At 65.7% G+C, this 21,545-nt stretch carries 22 protein-coding genes, 1 tRNA gene and 1 pseudogene; 15 read left to right on the top strand and 9 right to left on the bottom strand.

Features of this window, described 5'->3' with window-relative positions; translation table 11 throughout:
* Together BN973_RS31765 and BN973_RS19300 are read right to left on the bottom strand one after the other, a co-directional pair.
* Positions 1–431 (bottom strand): annotated as a pseudogene (locus BN973_RS31765) (FHA domain-containing protein); the annotation flags it as partial.
* Positions 432–532: 101 nt separating this feature from the next.
* Entirely contained in the window at positions 533–1,009 is a 477-nt protein-coding gene (locus tag BN973_RS19300; protein WP_036470195.1) for a MarR family winged helix-turn-helix transcriptional regulator, read from the bottom strand.
* Between the two features lie 201 nt (positions 1,010–1,210).
* Here BN973_RS19300 and BN973_RS19295 point away from each other — a divergent pair, with 201 nt between their 5' ends.
* From BN973_RS19295 to BN973_RS19280, 4 genes are read left to right on the top strand one after another with little or no spacing between them, the layout of a single operon-like run.
* A complete protein-coding gene (locus BN973_RS19295) occupies positions 1,211–3,178 on the top strand; it encodes an ATP-binding cassette domain-containing protein (RefSeq protein WP_036472728.1) in 1,968 nt (655 codons plus the stop codon).
* Positions 3,175–4,029 (top strand): CbiQ family ECF transporter T component, encoded by an 855-nt coding sequence (locus BN973_RS19290; protein WP_036470193.1) that lies wholly within the window; start codon positions 3,175–3,177, stop codon positions 4,027–4,029. The genes BN973_RS19295 and BN973_RS19290 overlap by 4 nt, the downstream gene beginning before the upstream one ends.
* Before the next feature lie 23 nt (positions 4,030–4,052).
* Entirely contained in the window at positions 4,053–4,505 is a 453-nt protein-coding gene (locus tag BN973_RS19285; RefSeq protein ID WP_036470192.1) for an SRPBCC family protein, read from the top strand.
* Entirely contained in the window at positions 4,498–6,288 is a 1,791-nt protein-coding gene (locus tag BN973_RS19280; protein WP_036470191.1) for a sulfatase-like hydrolase/transferase, read from the top strand. Before BN973_RS19285 ends, BN973_RS19280 begins: the two co-directional genes overlap by 8 nt.
* Positions 6,289–6,402: 114 nt before the next feature.
* On the opposite strand, the gene BN973_RS19275 is transcribed toward BN973_RS19280, so the two are convergent.
* Complete coding sequence (locus tag BN973_RS19275; protein WP_036470189.1) at positions 6,403–6,849, bottom strand: Lrp/AsnC family transcriptional regulator; 447 nt, start codon at positions 6,847–6,849, stop codon at positions 6,403–6,405.
* A gap of 122 nt (positions 6,850–6,971) precedes the next feature.
* Between BN973_RS19275 and ddaH the strand changes: the two genes are divergently transcribed.
* Genes ddaH through BN973_RS19260 form a run of 3 tightly spaced genes read left to right on the top strand, consistent with a single transcriptional unit; the run spans position 6,972 to position 10,538 of the window.
* Positions 6,972–7,850, top strand: coding sequence for a dimethylargininase (gene ddaH, locus BN973_RS19270; protein ID WP_036470186.1), 879 nt, complete (start codon positions 6,972–6,974; stop codon positions 7,848–7,850).
* A complete protein-coding gene (rocD, locus tag BN973_RS19265) occupies positions 7,847–9,082 on the top strand; it encodes an ornithine--oxo-acid transaminase (protein WP_036470183.1) in 1,236 nt (411 codons plus the stop codon). The genes ddaH and rocD overlap by 4 nt, the downstream gene beginning before the upstream one ends.
* Before the next feature lie 28 nt (positions 9,083–9,110).
* Positions 9,111–10,538 (top strand): APC family permease, encoded by a 1,428-nt coding sequence (locus BN973_RS19260; protein ID WP_036472727.1) that lies wholly within the window; start codon positions 9,111–9,113, stop codon positions 10,536–10,538.
* On the opposite strand, the gene BN973_RS19255 is transcribed toward BN973_RS19260, so the two are convergent.
* Genes BN973_RS19255 through BN973_RS19245 form a run of 3 tightly spaced genes read right to left on the bottom strand, consistent with a single transcriptional unit; the run spans position 10,535 to position 13,555 of the window.
* The gene (locus tag BN973_RS19255) at positions 10,535–11,872 is read right to left on the bottom strand and encodes an ABC transporter substrate-binding protein (protein WP_036470180.1); all 1,338 of its coding nucleotides are present in this window, start codon (positions 11,870–11,872) and stop codon (positions 10,535–10,537) included. The genes BN973_RS19260 and BN973_RS19255 overlap by 4 nt on opposite strands.
* A complete protein-coding gene (locus BN973_RS19250) occupies positions 11,869–12,693 on the bottom strand; it encodes a carbohydrate ABC transporter permease (protein WP_036470179.1) in 825 nt (274 codons plus the stop codon). Before BN973_RS19250 ends, BN973_RS19255 begins: the two co-directional genes overlap by 4 nt.
* Positions 12,680–13,555 carry a carbohydrate ABC transporter permease gene (locus BN973_RS19245; RefSeq protein WP_036470176.1) on the bottom strand — a complete coding sequence of 292 codons (876 nt, stop codon included), beginning with the start codon at positions 13,553–13,555 and terminating at the stop codon, positions 12,680–12,682. Before BN973_RS19245 ends, BN973_RS19250 begins: the two co-directional genes overlap by 14 nt.
* Before the next feature lie 59 nt (positions 13,556–13,614).
* Between BN973_RS19245 and BN973_RS19240 the strand changes: the two genes are divergently transcribed.
* Genes BN973_RS19240 through BN973_RS19230 form a run of 3 tightly spaced genes read left to right on the top strand, consistent with a single transcriptional unit; the run spans position 13,615 to position 17,376 of the window.
* Complete coding sequence (locus tag BN973_RS19240) at positions 13,615–15,132, top strand: TldD/PmbA family protein (protein ID WP_036470173.1); 1,518 nt, start codon at positions 13,615–13,617, stop codon at positions 15,130–15,132.
* Entirely contained in the window at positions 15,129–16,502 is a 1,374-nt protein-coding gene (locus BN973_RS19235; RefSeq protein ID WP_036470171.1) for a metallopeptidase TldD-related protein, read from the top strand. Before BN973_RS19240 ends, BN973_RS19235 begins: the two co-directional genes overlap by 4 nt.
* A 16-nt stretch (positions 16,503–16,518) precedes the next feature.
* The gene (locus BN973_RS19230) at positions 16,519–17,376 is read left to right on the top strand and encodes a carboxymuconolactone decarboxylase family protein (protein WP_036470170.1); all 858 of its coding nucleotides are present in this window, start codon (positions 16,519–16,521) and stop codon (positions 17,374–17,376) included.
* 10 nt (positions 17,377–17,386) lie between these two features.
* On the opposite strand, the gene BN973_RS19225 is transcribed toward BN973_RS19230, so the two are convergent.
* Positions 17,387–17,707, bottom strand: a complete 321-nt coding sequence (locus BN973_RS19225) for an EthD family reductase (protein ID WP_036470169.1) — start codon at positions 17,705–17,707, stop codon at positions 17,387–17,389.
* A 108-nt stretch (positions 17,708–17,815) separates the two neighbouring features.
* Positions 17,816–18,172 (bottom strand): hypothetical protein, encoded by a 357-nt coding sequence (locus BN973_RS19220; protein ID WP_036470168.1) that lies wholly within the window; start codon positions 18,170–18,172, stop codon positions 17,816–17,818.
* A 172-nt stretch (positions 18,173–18,344) separates the two neighbouring features.
* Between BN973_RS19220 and BN973_RS19215 the strand changes: the two genes are divergently transcribed.
* From BN973_RS19215 to BN973_RS19205, 3 genes are all read left to right on the top strand, one after another.
* Positions 18,345–18,418 (top strand) — tRNA-Ile (locus tag BN973_RS19215).
* A 194-nt stretch (positions 18,419–18,612) separates the two neighbouring features.
* On the top strand, positions 18,613–19,638 hold the full coding sequence (locus BN973_RS19210) for a hypothetical protein (protein ID WP_139830124.1): 1,026 nt from the start codon (positions 18,613–18,615) through the stop codon (positions 19,636–19,638).
* 227 nt (positions 19,639–19,865) lie between these two features.
* Positions 19,866–20,267: a hypothetical protein gene (locus tag BN973_RS19205; RefSeq protein ID WP_036470166.1), complete on the top strand. Its 402-nt coding sequence runs from the start codon at positions 19,866–19,868 to the stop codon at positions 20,265–20,267.
* A 218-nt stretch (positions 20,268–20,485) separates the two neighbouring features.
* Here BN973_RS19205 and BN973_RS31135 read toward each other — a convergent pair whose 3' ends face one another.
* Entirely contained in the window at positions 20,486–20,875 is a 390-nt protein-coding gene (locus BN973_RS31135) for a hypothetical protein (RefSeq protein WP_156959185.1), read from the bottom strand.
* Between BN973_RS31135 and BN973_RS29995 the strand changes: the two genes are divergently transcribed.
* Complete coding sequence (locus BN973_RS29995; RefSeq protein WP_156959184.1) at positions 20,865–21,074, top strand: hypothetical protein; 210 nt, start codon at positions 20,865–20,867, stop codon at positions 21,072–21,074. The genes BN973_RS31135 and BN973_RS29995 overlap by 11 nt on opposite strands.
* Before the next feature lie 204 nt (positions 21,075–21,278).
* Positions 21,279–21,542, top strand: a complete 264-nt coding sequence (locus BN973_RS29990) for a site-specific integrase (RefSeq protein ID WP_051641359.1) — start codon at positions 21,279–21,281, stop codon at positions 21,540–21,542.
* Positions 21,543–21,545: the final 3 nt, after the last annotated feature.

Here is a 21,545-nt window from a genome sequence, read left to right as displayed (position 1 = left end):
CGGCGCGACTGGCGGCGGTGGCTGTCTGGGCGGGGGCGGTGGCATTGGCGGCCGCTGCATGGGCGGCGGCTGCATCGGGGGCGGTGGCAGGGGCGGCGGGTACGGCCGGCGTCGGCGGGGACCGGCGGCGGCCCGGGCGGGCCGGCCGGCGAGCCAAGCCGGAACACCAGCCGTGGCCCGCGCTGTGGATCACCCAGCGCGATCGCCTGACCGTCGCGGATGTCGACCGTCGCAACCCGGGCCCCGTCGACGAAGATGCCGCTGCGACTCCTGTCGATGGCAACCCAGCGCGTTTCGGCGAAGCGCAGCAGCAGATCGGGCTGCGGCGTCGGCGGGGGCGGGGCGGCGAAGCCCAGGCGGTCCAGCGGGACGTCGCACCAGTCGCCGTAAGCCACGATCACGTCGCGGCCCGGAGCAAAGACATATCTCATCGAGCCGACGAAGACAGTGAGCGGTGGGGCTGGGAACGCGGAAGCCACTGACTAAGTGTCTACCCCTTATCGGTCGACGACCGATAAGGGGTGCGGGCCGGTCACAGTGTGTTGCGGCGCGGTGTCGCGGCGGCATTGTCGAGCAGCCGGCGCAGCACCCGGACCGCCTCTGTCAGCACCTCGCGGTCGGCCGGCTCGAGCATCGCCAGTTGCGGTTCGATCGCGGCGGCGCGGTCGGCCCGAACCGCGTTCAGGGTGCGTCGCCCTTCGGGGGTGATGCGGATCCGGACCGCACGGGCATCGCCGGGATCGACGGTCCGGCTAACCAGGCCGGCGTCTTCGAGTCGACGCACCTGGGTGGTCATCGTGGGTTGAGAACAGTGATCGACGGCGGCAAGGTCGCCGATGCGCGCTTCGCCGTGCACTTCGACGGTCGCGAGAAGTCTGGCCTGTGCCGCGGGCAGCGGCATTTGGATGCGTTGCGTAGCCAGTCGGTTCAGCCGCGCGACCACAGCGAGCAGGTCTGCGCCCAGCCCCTGCTGCAGCGCGCCGTTTGCGGTGTCGACAACGTTGTCCATCCGTCCATGCTTGCATAGCTTTGCTATGCGAGACCAACGGCTATCACCTTGGTGCCCAGAATTGCCACGGGCCAGCAAAGAGCCGCTAACTGAGGGCGCACCCTGTACAGGCCTGGCACAATCGAGAAAGTGACCGCGCGCCCGCTTCGGCACAGTACGAAAGGTCCGCTGCAGCCGAACGAATTAGCTCAGGCCGCGGTGATGGGGGCGCTCTGTTCGGTGACCGCAATCATCGCCGCGGTCATCCCGTTCGCTCAGGGCTTCGGGGTGCTGGGCACGGTGCCCATGGGGCTGCTCGCCTACCGCTTCCGTCCTCGGGTGCTGATCGCGTCGGCCGTCGCCGCGACGGTGATCGCCTTCCTGATCTCCGGGCTGGGCAGTTCCGCGATGGTCGTCGACGCCGCCTGGGTCGGGGGGATATGCGGAATCGTCAAACGGAAGGGCCGGGGGGTACCCACCGTGATCCTGTCCTCGCTGGCCGCCGGATTGATCTGGGGTTCGGCCTGGGTCGCCGTATTCGCGGTGCTGACTCGGTTGCGGCAGTTGATCTTTGGCGTGCTGACCGCGAACGTCGACGGTGTCGCCGCATTCCTGCGCTGGGTGCATCTGCCGAATGTCGCCGAAACCTTGAAGCGCTATGTCGCCGAGGGGCTGCAGTACTGGCCGTGGCTGGTGTTGCCCTATTTGGTTTTCGTGGTCGTGATCGTGACGCTGATCGGCTGGTCGGCGCTGTCCCGGCTGCTGGAGCGGATGGGCGACATCCCCGATGTGCACAAGCTGGATCCACCCGACACCGACGCGGCGGCCGATGCCCGGATCGGTCCGGTGCCGGTGCGACTGGAGCGGGTGCGGTTCCGTTACCCCAGGGCCGCTCAAGACGCACTGCCCGAAGTCAGCTTGGAAGTTCGAGGCGGAGAGCACGTCGCGGTCACCGGTGCCAACGGCTCCGGCAAGACGACGTTGATGCTGATCCTGGCCGGCCGGCGACCGACCTCGGGAACCGTAGACCGGCCCGGCACAGTGGGTTTGGGCGAACTCGGCGGCACCGCGCTTGTCCTACAACACCCGAAGAGCCAAGTGCTGGGCACCCGGGTCGCCGACGATGTGGTGTGGGGCCTACCGCCGGACGCGAAGGTCGATGTGCACCGGTTGCTGCGTGAGGTCGGGCTCGAGGACCTCGCCGAAAGCGACACGGCAAGTTTGTCCGGCGGGCAGCTGCAACGCCTGGCACTCGCCGCGGCACTGGCCCGAGAACCCGCACTGCTCATCGCCGACGAGGTCACCTCCATGATCGATCAGCAGGGCCGCGATGCCCTGCTGGGCGTGATGTCGGGACTGACCAAGCGGCACCGGACCGCCCTGGTGCACATCACCCACTTCGACAACGAGGCCGCCACCGCCGACCGCATGATCAACCTCAGCGAGTCATCGGACAACACCCGCGCGGGAATCGCCGACGCACCGGTGTCCGGTGCGGTGGCGGCGCGGCGGCACGACGCGGGAGCGATCGAACTCGCCGGCGTCGGGCACGAATATGCCAGTGGCACACCGTGGGCCAAGACCGCCCTGCGCGACATCAACTTCGTCGCCGAGCAGGGTGACGGTGTCTTGATCCATGGCGACAACGGGTCGGGCAAGTCGACACTGGGCTGGATCATGGCCGGGTTGACCGTCCCCACCACCGGCTCCTGCCTGATCGACGGCGAGCCCACCCACGAGCACGTGGGCGTGGTCGCATTGGCGTTCCAGTCGGCCCGCCTGCAGTTGATGCGCAGCCACGTCGACCTGGAAGTGGCTTCGGCAGCGGGCTTTTCACCCGAAGACGAAGCCCGGGTGGCCGCGGCATTGGGGCTGGTCGGGTTGCAGCCCGCGTTGGCCCGACGGCGCATCGACCAGCTCAGCGGTGGCCAGATGCGTCGGGTCGTGCTGGCCGGACTGTTGGCGCGGTCGCCGCGAGCGCTGATCCTCGACGAGCCTTTGGCCGGATTGGATGTCGCCAGCCAACGCGGCCTGCTGACGCTGCTGGACCGGTTACGTCGTGAGCAGGGTCTGACCCTGGTGGTGATTTCGCACGACAGCGTCGGCCTGGACGGGATCTGCCCGCGCACCCTGCATCTGCGCGACGGAGTACTGGAATCGGTGCCGACCAGGGCGGGGGGTGTGGCGTGACCGCGACTGAGTCACCGGCCAAGGCCCAGACGAAGCGTCCTGCGCGTCCGGTGGTGCTTTTGGTTCCGGTGCCCGGAAACACCGCGATGCACAAGTTGTGGGCCGGCACCAAACTTCTGGTCGTCGTCGGCACCGCGGTGCTGCTGACCTTCTATCCGGGTTGGGTGACCATCGGACTGCTCGGCGGCCTGACGGTGGCGGCCGTCCGGCTCGCCCACATTCCACGCGGTGCGCTGCCTACGGTGCCGCGTTGGCTGTGGCTCGTCATCGCGCTGGGCTTTGTGACGGCCGCGCTGGCCGGCGGTAGTCCAGTGGTGTCGGTGGCCGGGCTGCACGTCGGCCTGGGCGGATCGCTGCACTTCCTGCGGATGACCGCGCTGACGATCCTGCTGCTCACCCTCGGGGCGATCGTGTCCTGGACGACAAATGTCGCCGAAATCGGGCCCGCACTGGCAACTTTGGGCCGGCCGCTCAAGATATTCCGGATCCCGGTCGACGAATGGGCGGCGGCGTTGGCCCTCGCGTTGCGCGCCTTCCCGATGTTGATCGAGGAATTCCAGGTGCTCTACGCCGCCCGCCGGCTGCGCCCCAAAGAGGCGCCGCCCACGCGCCGGGCCCGGCGCCAGCAGCAGGGCCGTGAGCTGATCGACCTGCTCGCGACGGCCATGGTCGTGACATTGCGGCGCGCCGACGAGATGGGCGATGCGATCACCGCCCGCGGCGGGGCGGGCCAGCTGTCGGCCTCCCCGGCCCGGCCCAAACTGGCGGACTGGGTGACCCTGGCCCTCTTTGGCGCGGCCGGCGCCGCCTCGGTGGTGCTCGAGACGATGCTGCATATCACCCCGATTTGACGGGCTTCGCGTAGCGTAAGCGCGTGACCGACATTCAGCGCACTCGCATCATTGCCGCTCGCGGGCAAGAAGTCTGGGACGTGCTGGCGGACTTCGGGGCCATCGTTTCGTGGGCCGACAACGTCGACCACTCGTGCATCCTGTCCTCGGGCGCCGACGGAGCAGCGGTCGGCACGACGCGGCGAGTCCAAGTCAAACGCGACACCCTCGTGGAGCGCATCACCGAGTTCGACCCGCCCCACGCGCTCGCCTACGACATCGAGGGCCTGCCCCGGCTGCTGCGCCGGGTGGCCAACCGCTGGACACTCGCGGCGAACTCGGCCGATTCGGTGACCGTGAGATTGACCACCACGATCGACATCGGGCCTCGCCTACCGCAACGGCTCGCCGAGCACCTTGTGTGTCAAGTCGTTGCACGACAGTCCGATTCGATGCTTGCCGGGCTCGCTAACCGATTGGAGAACGCACGTGTCTGACCGGCCCGACATCGTCATCCTGATGACCGATGAGGAACGCGCGGTACCGCCGTACGAGACGCCCGACGTGCTCGCCTGGCGTGATCGAATACTGCAGGGGCGTAAGTGGTTCGACGACCATGGCGTGAGCTTCGGCCGACACTACACCGGCTCGCTCGCCTGCGTTCCCAGCCGCCCGACCATCTTCACCGGGCAGTACCCGGACCTGCACGGCGTCACCCAGACCGACGGCATCGGAAAGACGGCCGAGGACTCGCGGATGCGCTGGCTGCGCCGCGGCGAGGTGCCGACCCTGGGCAACTGGTTTCGCGCGGCCGGTTACGACACGCACTACGACGGCAAGTGGCACATCTCGCACGCCGATCTCATCGACTCCGACACCGGGCGTCCGCTGGCGACCAATGACGATGACGGCGTCGTCCACCCGGTCGCGGTGCGGCGCTACCTGGACGCGGATCCGCTTGGACCGTATGGCTTTTCCGGATGGGTCGGCCCGGAGCCGCACGGGGCGCTGTTGGCCAACGCCGGCATTCGCCGCGATCCGTTGATCGCCGATCGTGTCGTCGCCTGGCTCACCGACCGGTACGCCCGCCGCCGCGCCGGTGATTCCGCCGCGTTGCGTCCGTTCCTGCTGGTTGCCAGCTTCGTCAACCCGCACGACATCGTGCTGTTCCCGTTGTGGTCGCGCCGCGGTCCGGTCAATCCGTCACCGCTGGACCCGCCGCCGATCGCCCCGGCGCCCACCGCCGACGAAGACCTGTCGACCAAACCGGCCGCGCAGATCGCCTTCCGCGAGGCCTATTACTCCGGCTACGGTCCGGCGCCCGCGATCGACCGGACCTACGAGCGCGGCGCGCAGCGCTACCGCGACCTGTACTACCGGCTGCACGCCGAGGTGGACGGACCGATCGATCGCGTCAGGCGGGCCGTCACCGAAGGTGGTTCGGACGACGCCGTTTTGGTGCGCACCGCCGATCACGGCGACCTGCTGGGCGCCCACGGCGGGCTGCACCAGAAGTGGTTCAACCTCTACGACGAGGCGACCCGCGTTCCGTTCGTCATCGCCCGCATCGGTGCGCGTGCGACGCAGCCCCGGGTTGTCACGGCTCCGACATCGCACGTCGACCTGGTCCCGACGCTGCTGGGGGCTGCCGGCGTCGACGTCGCGGAAGTGGCTGCCACACTTGCGGAGTCGTTCTCGGAGGTCCACGAGTTGCCGGGCCGCGACCTCATGCCGGTCGTTGACGGCGCACCCGCCGACGATGCCCGGGCCGTCTACCTGATGACCCGCGACAACATGCTCGAAGGGGATAGCAGCGCGTCGGGTCTGGCGCGGCGGCTGAAGCAGACGGTCAATCCACCCGCGCCGCTGCGTATCCGGGTCCCGGCGCACACCGCGTCCAATTTCGAGGGACTGGTGGTGCGGGTCGACGAGGCGCGCGGTGCGGGACATTTGTGGAAGCTGGTGCGCACCTGCGACGATCCGGGTACCTGGACCGAACCGGGTGTTCGCCATCTGGCCGCCAATGGCCTTGGGGGAGAGGCATATCGAACCTCCCCGCTCGACGACCAATGGGAGCTCTACGACCTGACCGTCGACCCGATCGAAGCCGACAACCGCTGGACGGATCCCGACCTGCACGATCTCCGTCAGCACCTGCGCATGCAGCTGAAACAGGCCCGGGCGAGTTCGGTGCCGGAACGAAACCGGCCGTGGCCCTACGCAACTCGCCAGCCGGCATCGGAGTCCAGGCTGTCGCGCTGGTTCGGCCGCCGCACGTAACCGTCAATCCGCGAGCGTAACGCCACGCCCGAAAATCGCGTCCGACCCCAGCCTGGCGTTACGCTCGCGAACCCCAGCGTGATGCTCGAGTCGCGGACGCCGGCCAGCGGCCGGCTAGGTCCGCATCCGGTCGATCAGGTTCGACAGCACGACGATGCTTTCGCTGCGCTCGATGTCCGCACTCTCCCGGATGCGTTCCAGCGCTGACTCCAGGTGACGCATGTCGCGGGCCAGCACATGCAGGATCGCGTCGGACGTCCCGGTCACCGTCGCCGCGCTGACCACCTCGGGCATGTCGACCCAGGCCGCCCGCAACTGATCGGGCGCGATGGTGCCGTGGCAGTACACCTGCACGTAGGCCTCGGTGTTCCAGCCGAGCGCATTGCGATCGACAATCGTGGTGAAGCCCCTGATCACGCCGTTGTCGAGCATCCGGTCCACGCGGCGTTTCACCGCCGGCGCGGACAAATTCACCTTCTCGCCGATCTCGGCGAAGGTCGCCCGCGCATGCTCGGTGAGCTCGGCGAGGATCCGCTCGTCGGTGTCATCCAGGCGGTCCATCGGCCTCCAATCCGGCTTGACGCAAGAAATCGCCGCCTGTGACACTGTAGCGCAATAGATCATTCATAGACACGCAAGAATCGGCGTTTGATTGTGTGATGACGCCAAAATACCCTTGATCTATGACGGATTACTATGTCGCCGACCCGGCCCCGCGCACCCGGCCGCAGGCATGGCAAGACGCCGCCGCCAAGCGGTCCGCAACAGCCCAGACACGTCGGTACGCGATGACGCCGCCGACCTACTTCGCGGTCGAGTACGCGATCAACCCGTGGATGGACACCAGCGCGCCGGTGGACGTCGCCGTCGCATGCGCGCAGTGGGATTCTCTTCGGGAGACCTACCTGCGACTTGGCCATCGCGTGGACGTCGTCGAGCCGGTATCGGGTCTGCCGGACATGGTCTACGCCGCCAACGGCGGGTTCGTCGCCGGCGATGTCGCCATCGTCGCCCGCTTCCGCCACGAGCAGCGCGCCGCCGAGGCGGCGGCCTACGCCGAGTGGATGACGTCGATGGGCTACCGGCCCGTCACCACCCGATACGTCAACGAGGGGCAGGGCGACCTGCTGCTGGTCGGCGAAATGGTGTTGGCCGGCTACGGTTTTCGCACCGACCGCCGCGCCCATGCCGAGATCTCGGCGGCGCTGCGCATGCCGGTGGTCTCGCTGGAGCTGGTCGACCCGCGGTTCTACCACCTCGATACCGCGCTCGCAGTCCTTGACGATCACACGATCGCGTTCTACCCTCCGGCGTTCAGCGCGGCGGCACAGGATCAGCTGCACGCACTGTTTCCCGACGCCATCGTGGTGGGCAGCGCCGACGCCTACGTGCTTGGGCTCAACGTGGTATCCGACGGCCTGCATGTCGTACTTCCTTCGGCCGCAACGGGTTTCGCCGCACAGTTGCGAGCAGTGGGCTTCAAGCCCGTCGGCGTCGATCTCTCCGAGCTGCTCAAGGGGGGCGGTTCGGTCAAGTGCTGCACATTGGAGGTGTTTGAATGACGATTCTCGACCACCCGACTTCGTTGGCCGGCAACGAAACGAAGAACGCGATCGGACTCGTCGAAAAGTATGCAGCGCACAACTATTCGCCGCTACCCGTGGTGGCGGCAAGCGCCGAGGGTGCCTGGATCACCGACGTCGAGGGCCGGCGCTACCTGGATTGCCTGGCCGCGTACTCGGCGGTCAACTTCGGCCACCGCAACCCCGAGATCACCGCGACCGCGCACGCCCAGCTGGACACCGTCACGCTGGTCAGTCGTGCGTTCCACGCAGCGAACCTGGGCCCGTTCTGTGCCGGGCTTGCCAAGCTGTGCGGCAAAGACATGGTGCTGCCGATGAACTCGGGCGCCGAAGCCGTCGAGAGCGGCCTCAAGGTGGCGCGCAAGTGGGGCGCCGACGTCAAGGGCGTGCCCGAAGGGCGCGCGAACATCGTGGTGGCCGAGAACAATTTCCACGGCCGCACGATCAGCATCGTCAGCTTCTCCTCGGACCCGACGGCGCGGGGCGGCTTCGGCCCGTTCACACCCGGGTTCCGCGCGGTGCCATTCGGCGACGTCGCGGCATTGGCCGACGCGATCGACGAGAACACCGTCGCGGTGCTGATCGAACCGATCCAGGGCGAGGCCGGCATCATCGTTCCGCCCGACGACTACCTGCCGGCCGTTCGCGCGCTGTGCACGGACAACAACGTGCTGATGATCGCCGACGAAATCCAGTCGGGGCTGGCACGCACCGGCTACACGTTCGCCTGCGACCGCTGGGGCGTCGTGCCGGACGTGTATCTGCTCGGCAAGGCGCTGGGCGGCGGCGTCGTTCCGCTGTCGGCGGTGGTCGCGGACCGCGACATCCTCGGCGTGCTGCATCCCGGCGAGCACGGCTCGACGTTCGGCGGTAACCCGCTTGCCGCCGCGATCGGCAGCACGGTGGTCTCCATGCTGGCGCGCGGCGAATTCCAGGTCCGCTCGGCCGAATTGGGTGCGCACCTGCATCGACGCTTGCGGGACCTGATCGGCGACGGCGTGATCGCGGTGCGCGGCTTCGGCCTGTGGGCCGGCGTCGACATCGAGCCCGCCCTGGGCTCCGGCAAGGAAATCAGCCTGCGCCTGGCCGAGCGCGGTGTGCTGGTGAAAGACACCCACGGTTCGACGCTGCGGTTCGCGCCGCCGCTGGTGATCACCGGGCAGGAGATTGACTGGGCCATCGACCAGTTTGCGGCCGTCTTGCGGGCATAATCAGCTGATCCAGCACGAGGGGGCGCATTTGCCAGCGAGCTCGATCAGCCTGACAGCACAAATGCTGCGGCGCCGGCCGGTGATCGGCGCGCCCGTCGCGCACGGGGCCGCAGACCACCTCAAACGCGGCATCACCACGTTCCAACTGACCATGTTCGGCGTCGGCTCGACGGTCGGCACCGGCATTTTCTTCGTGCTGTCGCAAGCGGTACCGGAAGCCGGACCCGCGGTGATCGTCTCGTTCGTCATCGCCGGGATCGCGGCCGGGCTCGCCGCCATCTGCTACGCCGAATTGGCCTCGGCCGTCCCGGTTTCCGGGTCGTCGTATTCGTATGCGTACGCGACGCTGGGCGAAGTCGTCGCGATGGGGGTCGCGGCCTGCCTGCTGCTCGAGTACGGGGTGGCCACGGCCGCGGTGTCGGTGGGCTGGAGCGGCTACGTCAACAAGCTGCTGCACAACCTATTCGGATTCCAGCTACCGCATACCTTGTCGGCCGCGCCGTGGGATTCGAACCCCGGTTATGTGAATCTGCCGGCGGTCATCCTCACCGTCATGTGTGCGATCCTGTTGATCCGCGGGGCCAGCGAATCGGCGCGGGTCGGCGCGATCATGGTGTTGATCAAGCTGGGCGTGCTGGGCATGTTCGTGATCATCGCGTTCACCGCTTTCGACGCCAACGAACTCAAGAACTTCGCGCCGTTCGGCGCTGCGGGTATCGGCTCGGCGGCGGGCACCATCTTCTTCTCGTTCATCGGCCTGGACGCGGTGTCGACGGCGGGCGACGAGGTGAAGGACCCGCAGAAGACCATGCCGCGCGCCCTGATCGCCGCGCTGGTGACGGTCACCACCGTCTACGTGCTCGTCGCGCTGTCCGCGCTGGGCACCCAACCGTGGCAGGCCTTCGCCGGGCAACAGGACGCGGGGCTGGCCACCATCCTCGACAACGTCACGCACCAAGGCTGGCCCAGCACGATTCTGTGCGCGGGCGCGGTGATCTCGATCTTCACCGTCACCCTGATCACGATGTACGGGCAGACCCGCATCCTGTACGCGATGGGCCGCGACGGGCTGCTGCCCTTACGATTCGCGACGATCAACACGCGCACGATGACCCCGGTGTCGAACACGGTGATCGTGGCCATCGCCGTCGGGGCGTTGGGTGGCCTTGTCCCGCTGGACAAACTGGCCGACATGGTGTCCATCGGCACGCTGACCGCGTTCATCATCGTCGCGGTCGGCGTGATCATCCTGCGAGTGCGCGAGCCGGACCTGCCGCGCGCGTTCAAAGTCCCCTTTTACCCTGTCACTCCGGTGCTTTCGGTGCTGGCCTGCGGCTACATCCTGGCCAGCCTGCACTGGTACACCTGGATCGCGTTCAGCGGCTGGATCTTCGTGGTGTTGATCTTCTACTTCGTGTGGGGTCGCCACCACAGCGCGCTCAACGAAGCGGACTAGCGGTGCGAGGCGGCGTTTGCCGCGGCCTGTGCCTGCCTCAGTATGGTCGCTACGTCGCCGCGGCCCAGGAACATCTCGTCGAAATAGCTTTGCAGTGCCGCGTTTCCGGCGGCGAAGCCGGCACCGCCCGGCGCCGCGATGCGCGGGCCCTGCAGGACAGCGAAAAACGGTGTGACGTCGACGCCCCGTTGCGCCCAGTAGTTGAAGTAGACCTGCTGGGCCGAGCGCACCGCGGGGATCGCCGCGCCCTGATCGCCCAGATAGGCGTTGCCCTCGTTGCTGCCCATCCAGGCCAGCACCCGGCGCACCGCGTCGGGATGCTTGGTGGCCGAATTACCAGCCGCGGCAATGCCGTTGGTGACGCTGACGCGACCCGCGGGCCCGATCGGCAGCATCGCGACACCCCACCGGAATCGGGCATCGCGGGCGATCGCCGCGAGGTTGTAGGTGCCGGACTGAAACAGGGCCATCCGGCCGGCCAGAAACTGGTTGCGGGAGAAGTCACCATTGGTGTTGGTGTCCGACGCCGGCGGCGCGACGTGGTCGTCGTTGATCAGACCGACGATGTAGCGGAAGGCCGTGACGGCCTGGGGGTTGTCGAACGCGAACTCGTCGCCGCGCTGGAACACCCCGCCCGCCGAGCCGATGTAATTGAGGTAGATCGCCTGGGCGTCGTTGGCCGCGTTGTAACCCCACTGCCGGATCCGGCCTGGGTCGAAACCCGCTGTGCCCGCGGTATTTCCGTTGGCGTCGACGGTGAGCCGGGCGGTGAGCGGGCGCAGGGTGTCGTCGCCGTCGGGATCCCAGCGCAGGCTGTTCAGCTGACCGGGATCGATGTGGGCGGCCGAAAGGAGGTCCGCGTTGTAGTAGACCGCGATGCCGCCGTCGGTGAGTTGCGGTACGCCCCACAGTGATCCGCCGCGGGTGAACTGCTCGACCACCGCCGGTTCCCAGTCCGCGATCGTGTCCGGGCTGAAGGTCTTGCTGATGTTCAATAGTCGGCCGTTGTCGGCGTAGCCGGCGAAGTAGGCGTTGGAGAGCCAGAAGATGTCGTCGGCGCTGCCGCCCGCGACGTCGGTGCGCAGCGTGTTGAAGTACGTCGCGTAGGCCACCATGTTGACCCGCACCTCGATATCGGGATGCGTGCGATTGAATTCCGCGAACGACTGGCGGTAGGCATCGGCGATCGGGGCGCCCCAGATCCGCACTCGTACCACGGTCTTGTTGCCGTGCGGCTCGCCCGAGTAGTTCAACAGCGCGGCGATCGCGGCCAGCAGCACCGCGACCAGTCCCAGCGCCCCGGCGGCCAGCGTGGAAGAGCGGGGCCGGCTCATTTGACACCCGAAAGCACGATCGAGGAGACGATGTGGCGCTGAGAAGCGATGAACAGCAGGACCAGCGGCACGATTGCGATCGTGGTCGCCGCCATCACCAGCGTCCATTGCGCGTTGAAGCGCGACTGCAGTTCGGCCGTCGCCACGGTGAGCACCCGCCACTTGTGTCCGCTGGTGATCACCAACGGCCACATGAAGTTATTCCATTGCGAGACCACGGTGATCAGCGTCAGCGCCGCCAGCACCGGCCGGCTCGACGGAATCACCACGTGCGTGATCACGTCCAGCGTGTTGGCGCCGTCGAGGCGCGCGGCGTTGATCAAGTCGTTGGGGATCAGCCGAAAGTGCTCGCGCAGCAAGAAGATCGCGTACGGGGAGCCGAACATGAACGGCAGCACCAACGCCCAAAACGTGTTGCGCAGCCCGGCCTGGGCCATCATCAGATACAGCGGGACCACCGTGACCGTCCCGGGCACCATCAAGGTCGCGATGTAAACCCAGAACAGCACGTCGCGTCCGGCAAATTCCAGACGGGCAAAGGCGTAGCCGGCCAGCACCGAGAAGGTCAGCTGGCCTACCAGGATGACCGCCGTCATCAAGGCGGTCACCGCCGCGGCGCGGCCGAATCCCGCACCGGCCAGGTCGCCGTAGTTGGACAGCGTCGGGGGGTGCGGAAGTTGCAGCGGCGTGCCCGTCTCGAATTGGTGTGCCGAGGTGAACGAGGTCAGCAGGCCAAGCGCGAAGGGCAGCAACGTGATCAGCGCGCCGACGGTCATGCCGGCGTAGATCAACGCGTTCCCGACGCGACTAGACGAGGTCATAGGTGATCCGCCGTCGGAAATACAGATGCTGAACGATCGTGATGCCGACCAGGATGACGAACAGCACCACCGCCATCACCGACGCCCGGCCGATCGCCGCCGAACCGAACGCCTCGGCGTAGATGCGGTGGGCCACCAGGTCGGTGCTGCCGCCCGGCCCGCCGTCGGTCAACGCGTATACCGTGTCGAAAACCTGTGCGGTGCTGACGATCCCGGTCACCAGCACAAAGAACATCGTCGGGCGCAGCATCGGCAGGGTGATCCGCCAGAACCGCTGCCATGCGGTGGCGCCGTCGGTGCGCGCGGCGGCGTGAATGTCGTTGGGAATGGCCAGCAGGCCCGCCAAAAACGACAGCGAGTTGTAGCCGACATTCATCCAGACGACGACCGCCGACACCAGCGGCAGCGCGAAAGTGGGATCGGAAAGCCACTCGATGCTGTGTCCCAGCAGGGTCGCGATGGCGCCGTCGGTGGGCGCCAGGATCCAACGCCACAACACGGCGATCGCCAGCGGCGCGCAAATCCACGGCAGCACGAACACCGTCCGGAAGAAGCCGGTCCCCGGAAGCAGCCGGGCCAGCATCGAGGCGACCGCCAAGCCCAGCACGGTCTGCGTCGGGACCACGATCGCCACGAAGATCGCCGTCACGATCAGCGAGTTGCCGAAACCGGAGTCGGCCAGCACCGAGCGCCAGTTGGCCAGGCCCACGAAGCGCAGCGGGCCCAGCAGATCCCACCGGTACAGGCTCAGCCAGAGCACCACGAGGATGGGCAGCAGCAGGAAGGTGACGACACCGAACAGGCTCGGCGCCAGCAGCCCATAGGCCAGCACACTGGATCGCGACTGACGGCGTGCGGCCATGCAGCTAATTAAAGCGGGCGCTGCACGGGTTTGGAGTGCGCAGTCGTTACGGTGGAGCCGTGACACCGAATCGGGGGATCGATGCCGACTTCCTGGACCTGCCGCGACACGAGCTCGCGGAGGCCGCGTTGTCGGCGGCCACGACGGCCGGGGCCAGCTACGCGGACCTGCGAATTCACCGCATCAACACCGAGATCATCCAGCTGCGCGACGGCGAGCTGGAGACCGCGGTCGTCAGCCGTGAGGTCGGTTTGGCGGTGCGGGTCATCGTCGACGGCACCTGGGGATTCGCCTCGCACGCGGAGCTGGCGCCGTCGGTGGCGGCCGACACCGCACGCCGCGCGGTGCACGTGGCCACCACGCTGGCGGCGCTGAACACCGAGCGCGTCGAGCTGGCGCCCGAGCCGGTGTACGCCGATGCCACCTGGGTGTCGAACTATCGGATCGACCCGTTCGACGTCCCCGCCGCCGACAAGATCGGCGTGCTCGAGGAGTACTCCGGGCGGCTGCTGAGCGCCGACGGCATCGACCACGTCTCGGCCGGCCTGACGGCGGCCAAGGAGCAGACGTTCTACGCCGACACCTTCGGGTCCGCGATCACCCAGCAGCGGGTGCGGGTGATGCCGTCGTTGGAGGCGGTGACCGTCGACCCCGCGGCGGGCAGTTTCGATTCGATGCGCACGCTGGCACCGCCGATGGGACGCGGCTGGGAGGTGCTGGCCGGCGACGAGGTGTGGAACTGGACCGACGAGCTCGCGCAGCTGCCGGCGCTGCTGGCCGAGAAGGTCAAGTCGCCCAGCGTGACCGCGGGGCCCACCGACCTGGTGATCGATCCGACCAACCTGTGGCTGACCATTCACGAATCCATCGGCCACGCAACCGAATATGACCGCGCCATCGGCTACGAGGCGGCCTATGCCGGAACGTCGTTCGCCACCCCGGACAAACTCGGAACCATGCGCTACGGCTCACCGGTGATGAACGTGACCGCCGACCGGACCGTCGAATTCGGTTTGGCCACTATCGGTTACGACGACGAGGGGGTGGCCGCGCAGAGCTGGGACCTGGTGCGCGACGGCATATTCGTCGGCTACCAACTCGACCGGGTGTTCGCACCCCGGCTGGGACAGCCGCGCTCCAACGGCTGCTCGTATGCCGACTCGCCGCACCACGTGCCGATCCAGCGGATGGCCAACGTGTCGCTGCAGCCCGGCCCTGACGACCTCTCCACCGAGGATTTGATCGGCCGCGTCGAGAACGGCATCTACATCGTCGGGGATAAATCCTGGTCAATTGACATGCAGCGGTACAACTTTCAGTTCACCGGGCAGCGCTTCTTCCGCATCCGCGACGGCCGCCTGGATGGCCAGTTGCGCGACGTGGCGTATCAGGCCACCACGCTTGATTTCTGGAATTCCCTGGAGGCCGTGGGCGGGCCGTCGACGTGGCGGCTCGGCGGCGCCTTCAACTGCGGCAAGGCGCAGCCGGGGCAGGTCGCCGCGGTCAGCCACGGCTGCCCGTCGGCGTTGTTCCGGGGCGTCAACGTGCTCAACACGGTCAGCGAGGGGGCCCGATGATCACCCCGCAGCACGTCGTCAACATCGTGTTGGACGAGGCGGCGAAACTGGGCCGCGCCGACGAGACGATGGTGCTGGTCACCGACAAGGTCGAGGCGACGTTGCGGTGGGCGGGCAATTCGATGACCACCAACGGGGTTGCGCACAGCCGCAACATCACGGTCATTTCGATTGTGCGCAAGGGTGATGGCGCTTCCATCGGCACGGTCGTCTCCGCCGAGGTGGATCCGCGGGTGCTGCCGGCCCTGGTGGCGGCGTCGCAAGACGCGGCCGCTGCCGCACCCGAGGCCGGCGATGCCGCGCCGCTGCTGGCCGATACGGGCGTGCCCGCCGATTGGGATGCGCCGGTGCCCGGCACCGGGCCCGAGGTGTTCGCCGACGTGGCCGGTTCGCTGAGCCGCGGGTTCGCCGGCACCGACCGGCTGTATGGCTTTGCGCACCACAGTGTTTCGACGACTTTCCTGGCGTCGTCGACGGGGCTGCGGCGCCGTTTCACCCAGCCCACCGGCGCGGTGGAGATTAACGGCAAGCGCGGCGACGCCAGCGCCTGGGCCGGTGTCGGGACGCCGGATTTCGTTGACGTGCCCACGGATTCGCTGCTCGAGGACCTGTCGCTGCGCCTGGGTTGGGCGGAGCGCACCGTGGCCCTGCCGGCCGGGCGCTACGAGACGATCATGCCGCCGTCGACGGTGTCGGACATGATGATCTACCTGGGCTGGTCGATGGCCGGACGGGGCGCGCAGGAGGGGCGCACCGCGTTCTCGGCGCCCGGCGGCGGCACCCGGGTGGGGGAGCGGCTCACCGATCTACCGTTGACGTTGTTCTCCGACCCGATGGCGCCGGGGCTGGCGTGCACGCCGTTCGTCACGGTCAGCAGTTCCTCGGAGACGGTGTCGGTGTTCGACAACGGGATGGAGATCGGCCAGGTCGACTGGATCCGCGACGGGGTGATCAACGCGCTGGCCTATCCGCGCGCCATCGCCGCCAAATACGACGCCAAGGTCGCCGTCGCCGCGGACAACCTGGTGATGACCGGCGGGCAGAAAGACCTCGCCGACATGATCGCCGGCACCGAGCGGGGTTTGTTGCTGACCACGCTGTGGTACATCCGCGAGGTCGATCCCACCACGCTGTTGCTCACCGGGCTGACCCGCGACGGGGTGTACCTGATCGAGGACGGCGAGGTCACCGCGGCGGTCAACAACTTCCGCTTCAACGAGAGCCCGTTGGATCTGCTGCGGCGTGCCACCGAGGCCGGCGTCAGCGAGAAGACCCTGCCGCGGGAGTGGGGCGACTGGGTCACCCGCGCGGCCATGCCGACGCTGCGGATCCCGGATTTCCACATGTCCTCGGTGAGCCAGGCGCAGTAGTCGTAACGTATCTCCAATGGTGACTCCCGCAACGGTTCGCGATGGTCAGCTGACCCGGTTGGTGTCGTTGGATTCGCCGGACGCGCGACTGGTGGGGCTGGTGCGCCGGGTGTGCGCGCAGACGATGTCGTTGCCGCCGCTGCCCGTCGAGGTAGAGGTGGCTCAGCCGTCGTCCGAGGCCGAGGCCGTCGTCGCCGAGTTCGCCGAGCAGTTCAGCGCCGACGTTTCGGCGATTACCGGCGAGCAGCGATCTTTGCTGTTTAAGACGTTGGGGGACAGCACCTTTGGTGTGGTGGTCGCGATGTATATCGCCGACTTCGTGCCCCGGGTGCGGGCCGGGCTCGAAGCGTTGGGCGTTGGCTCGTCTTTTCTGGGCTGGACCCGCGGGCCGATCGAGTGGGATCACGCCACCGACCCGTCCGGTGAGGTGTTCAACGAGTTCCTGCCTTTCGTCGGACGGTTACGTGCGCTCGACCCGTTGACCTCCGAGCTGGTGCGGCTGCGCGGGGCGGCCGCGCACAACTGCCGGCTGTGCAAGTCGGTGCGGGAGAGCAGGGCGCTCGATGCCGGGGGTTCGGAGACGCTGTACGACGACATCGCGCAGTTCGAGCAGTCGACGTTGATCGACGATCGCGCAAAAGCAGCGCTGAGGTATGTAGATGGGTTAATTTGGACGCCTGCGCACCTCGACGCCGACGTTGTCGCCGAGGTGCGCGCCCGGTTTTCCGAGGCCGAGGCCGTCGAGCTCACCCTCGATGTCATGCGTAATGCCAGCAATAAAATCGCGGTTTCGCTGGGTGGGGACGCTCCGCGGGTTGCCGACGGGACCGAGACCTACCTGCTGGATGTCGACGGTCAGACGGTGTTCAGCTGACCGCTCGGGATCAGCGCTGCGCCACCTCGATCTCGGAGACCAAGACACGTACGCCGCCGGTGGCGATCCGGCCCAGGGTTTCGAAAAAGGCGCCCGCCTCTGGGGTCGTCACCGCCACACTGACGTCGTCGTACGTCGGGTAGTACAGATCGATCATGCGGTAGGCGGGCGTCGGGCTGCCGTCTTCTTTCGGCCAGACTTTCGACGCCTCGAGCCGGAGATATCCCGGTATCCGTCGAGCGGCTTCGAGTTGCTCCGATTCGTAGGCGGCTTCGAAGGCCGCCGGATCGGTGGGGTTGTCGTAGATGACCGTGAGCTTGGTTTCGGACAACGGATTTCCTCACATCGTCGATAGTCGGGGCGGGATCGCCGTCCTGACACTACCCCCTGACCAGAGCCCTGGGGACCCGGGTTTCACGGACCCGCCGGCGCCCGCCACCTAGCCGCCGATTCCGTTGTCCAGACCGAGATGGGTAACGAAATACCAAGGGATACAGACCAATTGAACTATTGCTGCGGCGACCAACGCGATGAGGGCGCCGAGCAATCCGATCGCACGCGTTCGGGCGCCCATCGGTAGTAAGGCCAGAATCAGAAACAGCACGGCGAGACCGAACTCCGCCCACAGCAGGATCTGTTTGGGCGTGTGTGCCGCTTTGTCGTAGTCCGTCAGGTGGCCGTCGGGAAAGCCGGTCAAGTAGAAATCCATGGCCCCGTTTAAGGCCAGCCCCAGCGCGGCCACGACGCAGACTACGCACGCGGCGCGCACGATTGCTGGGCGCGTACTTATCGGCATCGCGGCACGTTATTCGCCACGGTCGCGAGTGTCAATGCTTGTCGGGCGTCGCGATCGACCGGGGCTTGACTCGGAACTGTGCAGCTCGCAGATCCGGGTTTTTCGCCTGCCGCCAGTCGGCTGGCGACGGCACTGGAAGCTGAGACGCTAATGTCGTACCCGTTAAGCACCGGGGGCGGTAGCTCAGTTGGTTAGAGCCGCGGACTCATAATCCGTTGGTCGCGGGTTCGAGCCCCGCCCGCCCCACAAGATAAAGATGCAGGTGAAGTCCGGTTCAGCGGTTTGCTAGGTGCTGCTTCGACGTCTCAACAATGCCAAAAATTACGCAAGTTTTACGCAATCAAATGCGACAACGGTTGGTACAAAGGCCAGCCAGCAAAGCCGCCCTGTCGTAGTGCAGTGAGAGACTCACGAACGAGTCAATTTGAACAGGAGTGCGGATGGACACAGGCTTTGGCAATAGGCAGCTCTACTCAGCGTGTCGGCTCACCATCACTCATTTTTACGAACCCAATGACCATACGTGGGAGCCTTGTTTTGGCACTGGCTTTCTCGTCCAGTTTCCAGACGGTGACAACCGATTCGGACTAGTCACGAACCGCCATCTCACCGATATCCCTTGGCATACAGAGTATGAAGATGTCGTCATTAAGTCAGTAAAGATCGAAATGTGGCAAGGTCGAACATTGAGACTCGAATTCACGATCCACGACCCTCAACCGCTATACCACGACGACCCGACGATCGATGTAGCCGTCATACCGTTTGGCCCAAGTGTGGATACCGAGATCATTGGCACTCCGTACGAGAAACTTGAAAATATCGATGTTGACCCGGTCAAGGGTCTGATGATTAACCACGGACTAAGTTGGCCGTATTTGTTAGAGTGCGAAGAACTTTGGCCGCTTCTTGAACCAGGCGAGTTCGTGTCTTTCCCCGGCTATCCGGCCTGGTACGACAAGCTACAGACGAGGCCGGTGCTTCGTTCCGGGATGATCGCCAGCGACCCACAAACCGAGTACCGAAGGCTGGAAGGCGATCCGACAATCAAAGATGGAAACCGACAGGTTCTCTTTGACGCCTTCTCCACAAGCGGAAACTCTGGCAGCCCTGTGTTTGTGGCTCAGCGCGGCCTTGCCCCTCTGCCTATTCATATGACGGATAGTCAGGGAAAGTTTTCGCCTGACGGACCCGCTGCGCGACTTGAAGTCACTGGATACCACCGGTCTTTTCTCATCGGAATCAACGCGGGTCACATCAACGACTTGGATAGTGGCCGCGACAATGACCACGCGGGACTCTCACGCCTGCACAAGCTTTCAGCCATCATGGATATTTTGCGCGCGAATACGTTGCCGTCAAGTGAGGCCAACAATGTGAGAATCCTTATCCCGAAAGAGCTAGTCGACGCTCTTTACGCCGATGCTGCCTCTCCCGACTCGACCGAATCAGCTGGAACCGATTGATGGTTGGTCGCGTCCTAGCCGGTATGGATGAGGTTGAACGTGCTGGCTGCGCCTAGACCACCCCTGCCTTGGTGGATAGCGTTCTAGGCCCATCCGAAGCGTTTTGCGATCTGCTGTATCTCTGTGGCACGGATCTTGTCGTGTGTGCCGTCTAGCTGGCGTTGCAGATCTTCGCGAGCCAACCGTCATATTGAATAGGCAGAGCCCAAAACCTAACGTCTATCGGCATGACCGACTATCCAGCCGTAGTTACCGTCCGGGTTACCGGCGTACTTTCGAACTATCTGACCTCGTTGGAGGTATTTATAGACGAGCTTCGCAGAAACGGAACCGACGGCGAGATTTCTTACCGTCCGCCGGGCGGCAAGGGACCTACTACCCTTGAGGTCATCGGTCTGTACATCGCGCTTAAAGCAGCCGATGCCAGCATCAGTACGGTTGTCTCCACCACCATGAATGCGGCAATAAATTGGATCAAGGCTCCCTTCCGGCGCGCCAGCGAAGAGATCCCTACAGAACCCGTTCTGAAGATGATCACGATTTACGGGCCAGATGGTAAGCCGCTCAAGCAGATCAAGGGCAGTGGCGCTGACGACATCGAAGTCAAAGACCTCGACGAAAGTTCTTGATACCGAGCGGAAACCACGCCCGCGCCAGGAGCCGGGTAAGTCATCGGATGATTCGCCTAGCGCGTCGAGCCTTGCCCCTGTAAGGCCCACCCTCGCTCGGGGGCAAGAACTGGACATAGCTTGGGACGAAACCGAATTCAGTTGGCTCATCTTCATATTGGTAAGCATCGCCAACGCGGGTTTCATCTTGATACTGTCTGCATCCGTAACTCATTGCGTCACATCGGAATCGTGGGTGGTTCGTAACTGCCGGTTGCTTTGATCTGGACGACCGCAGCCGCTCCGCGATGGCGCGTTCCAACGCCCACAGCGCGAGACCAAAACGACTCAATCAAAGGGTAGCCGTTGGTGTTACCCGGAATTGAGCGCAAGCCTTGGTAAGCAGCATTCGTGTGCTGGCGCAACGAAATAGGGTTGTTCAATGAATTGGGGCTTTCAGTCGCCACTATGGCAAGGTAACCCGTTGGAATATACTGCGTACGAACGATCCACACTGGACCATACGAACCATCGATCCGTAATCCGTTGAAGCTGGCCGGTGCGATCTGGCCCACGATGTTGTCGGGCTGCAGATACGCAGGCGCTCCCGCCGAGGGGATGAACGTCACTAACAAGGGTCTACCGGCTTACGGGCTGTTGGTCACTTTTGCCGGTTTCACCGGCTTGCGTGCTGCCGAGCTGGCTGGCCTGGAAATCCGCGATCTGATCCTGACTGATACAGGTGGCTCTGTACGGGTCGAGCGGACCAAAACCAAGCGCGGGGGCACCTGGGAAACCGAATCGACCAAATCCGACGAGTCGATGTGAACCGTGCCGCTAGAAGCGTGGCTTGCTCAAGACTTGCCCGACTACCTGGCGAGCCATCCGCGAGCGGCCGAGCCAACTGCGCCGCTGTTCCCCGGCCGATTGGATCTAGCTGCCGCGAAAGCACAGGGGAGAGACGTCAAGAACACCGCTGATCGTTTCGATTGGACTTAACCTGTTGACCCGTCGAACTTCTACAAGCGTTCCATGCAACCCGCCGAATCGACGCTGGGGCTGCCAGCGGCACGGTTTCATGACTTGCGGCATAGCTTCGCGGTGAACCTGCTTTCTGCTAACCCGCCCGTTGACTTCAAGCGGGTGTCAAAGTGGCTTGGACACAGCGCCTTTACGCTGACTTTGGACGTTTACGGCGATTACATCAACGACGACGTTTCCCAGCCCGCCGGTTTGGCCCGCCCTGTTGCCGCGCAATCAAACGTGATTCCGCTCGAACGCAAGGGAATTAGCTGATCG

The organism is Mycobacterium triplex (genome assembly GCF_000689255.1).
GTDB lineage: Bacteria > Actinomycetota > Actinomycetes > Mycobacteriales > Mycobacteriaceae > Mycobacterium > Mycobacterium triplex.
This window is presented reverse-complemented; position numbering and strand designations above follow the sequence as displayed.

Bases quoted from the DNA above. Each gene is read 5' to 3' on its own strand.
- BN973_RS29995 (WP_156959184.1), top strand. From the start codon at position 20,865: ATGAACGTCACTAACAAGGGTCTACCGGCTTACGGGCTGTTGGTCACT.
- ddaH (WP_036470186.1), top strand. From the start codon at position 6,972: ATGACGGATTACTATGTCGCCGACCCGGCCCCGCGCACCCGGCCGCAG.
- BN973_RS19205 (WP_036470166.1), top strand. From the start codon at position 19,866: ATGACCGACTATCCAGCCGTAGTTACCGTCCGGGTTACCGGCGTACTT.
- BN973_RS29990 (WP_051641359.1), top strand. From the start codon at position 21,279: ATGCAACCCGCCGAATCGACGCTGGGGCTGCCAGCGGCACGGTTTCAT.
- BN973_RS19245 (WP_036470176.1), bottom strand. From the start codon at position 13,555: ATGGCCGCACGCCGTCAGTCGCGATCCAGTGTGCTGGCCTATGGGCTG.
- BN973_RS19250 (WP_036470179.1), bottom strand. From the start codon at position 12,693: ATGACCTCGTCTAGTCGCGTCGGGAACGCGTTGATCTACGCCGGCATG.
- BN973_RS19300 (WP_036470195.1), bottom strand. From the start codon at position 1,009: ATGGACAACGTTGTCGACACCGCAAACGGCGCGCTGCAGCAGGGGCTG.
- rocD (WP_036470183.1), top strand. From the start codon at position 7,847: ATGACGATTCTCGACCACCCGACTTCGTTGGCCGGCAACGAAACGAAG.
- BN973_RS19220 (WP_036470168.1), bottom strand. From the start codon at position 18,172: ATGCCGATAAGTACGCGCCCAGCAATCGTGCGCGCCGCGTGCGTAGTC.
- BN973_RS19235 (WP_036470171.1), top strand. From the start codon at position 15,129: ATGATCACCCCGCAGCACGTCGTCAACATCGTGTTGGACGAGGCGGCG.
- BN973_RS19230 (WP_036470170.1), top strand. From the start codon at position 16,519: ATGGTGACTCCCGCAACGGTTCGCGATGGTCAGCTGACCCGGTTGGTG.
- BN973_RS19295 (WP_036472728.1), top strand. From the start codon at position 1,211: ATGGGGGCGCTCTGTTCGGTGACCGCAATCATCGCCGCGGTCATCCCG.
- BN973_RS19210 (WP_139830124.1), top strand. From the start codon at position 18,613: ATGGACACAGGCTTTGGCAATAGGCAGCTCTACTCAGCGTGTCGGCTC.
- BN973_RS19275 (WP_036470189.1), bottom strand. From the start codon at position 6,849: ATGGACCGCCTGGATGACACCGACGAGCGGATCCTCGCCGAGCTCACC.
- BN973_RS19255 (WP_036470180.1), bottom strand. From the start codon at position 11,872: ATGAGCCGGCCCCGCTCTTCCACGCTGGCCGCCGGGGCGCTGGGACTG.